This is a genomic window from Nonomuraea recticatena (assembly GCF_039533245.1).
Classification (GTDB): Bacteria; Actinomycetota; Actinomycetes; order Streptosporangiales; family Streptosporangiaceae; genus Nonomuraea; species Nonomuraea roseola.
The window spans coordinates 1-1042 of sequence record NZ_BAAATE010000120.1; the positions used below are offsets into that span (position 1 = coordinate 1).

The 1042-nt window shown below is 68.5% G+C and carries 1 protein-coding gene; it reads left to right on the plus strand.

The features are described 5' to 3' along the window. Positions 1-563: 563 nt before the first annotated feature. The gene (locus tag ABFX50_RS50640; RefSeq protein ID WP_346158464.1) at positions 564-746 is read left to right on the plus strand and encodes a hypothetical protein; all 183 of its coding nucleotides are present in this window, start codon (positions 564-566) and stop codon (positions 744-746) included. The last annotated feature ends 296 nt before the right edge of the window (positions 747-1042 follow it).

Here is a 1042-nt window from a genome sequence, read left to right on the forward strand (position 1 = left end):
GGGCCAGGTGCAGATCCTCGTCGTCCACCTCGTGGACGGCGAGCGGCTCGCCCCCGGGCGGGCCGGTCAGCCGTCCGAACAACGCCGCGGTGATCGGACCGCGCGCGCCAGGCAGCCGCATCACATGCTCCTCGGTCCAGCATACCGCGGAGAATGGCGGATCATCTGGCCTTGCCCATGGCCTGGCGGATCACGTCGCGAGCCCGGTCCATCATCGCGACCGGCGTGCCCACCAGCACGTTCTCGGTCGCCGACTCCGCCTCGATGCGGATGGGTAGGCGCCATGGCCTCGGCCGCCTTGACCCCGAGAGCCAGACTTCTGCGCTCGGCGGCGGAGGCGTGGGCCGTCGGCTCATGATCGGTCATGAGTGATCTCCCCTCGGATACGGGCGATGCCTACCCGGACACCCACGGGCCACGCCTGGGTTTACGCATTCCACGACGCTCGCCCGCACAAGCAGGAGATTGCTCGGGGAGGAGTCAGGCAGCCGCGCCAACCGCCGGAATGGCGAGCCGCTACAGCGCAGGACTCGAACCAGCGCGCTGGCAGACCTTGTCGCTACATGCGCGGCCTGATCGCCATCCAGATCCAGCCCTCGACCGTTCCGCTCCCGACCCAGGCCGGTCTCGCGGAGGTGATGCGTGAGAAGCCGGATGTCGGCGGCGAACCCATGCACACCGAGACGATGGCGCCGATCAGGTCTGTAGGCGGCGCCAAGGCGTCGGACGTCACATCCCAGCGGTAGCTACCTGGACAGGGGTGGCGCGTCCCCCAACCGGTCATGTCCTCGCCGCTATCGGCGTGAGCCGTCGAAGGACAACACCAGGTAGCTGGCTGGGCAATTCATGGCCGATATCGCTGCTCAGGACGCGTAGGGCCAGGTCGGCGGGGTAGCCCCGCGACGAGGTCTCGCGCTCGTAGAAGGTGATCGCAGACCCGCCACAGTGGCGGAGGGGGAGTGCTGGATGACCGTTCACAAGCCGACCACGGACGAGCCGCTCACATCACCACTCGCTCCGGCCAGGACTCGCCGCAAAGGCG

What these genes read in the sequence shown, in the direction of transcription:
- ABFX50_RS50640 (WP_346158464.1), top strand. Translation starts at nt 564, where the DNA reads ATGCGCGGCCTGATCGCCATCCAGATCCAGCCCTCGACCGTTCCGCTC.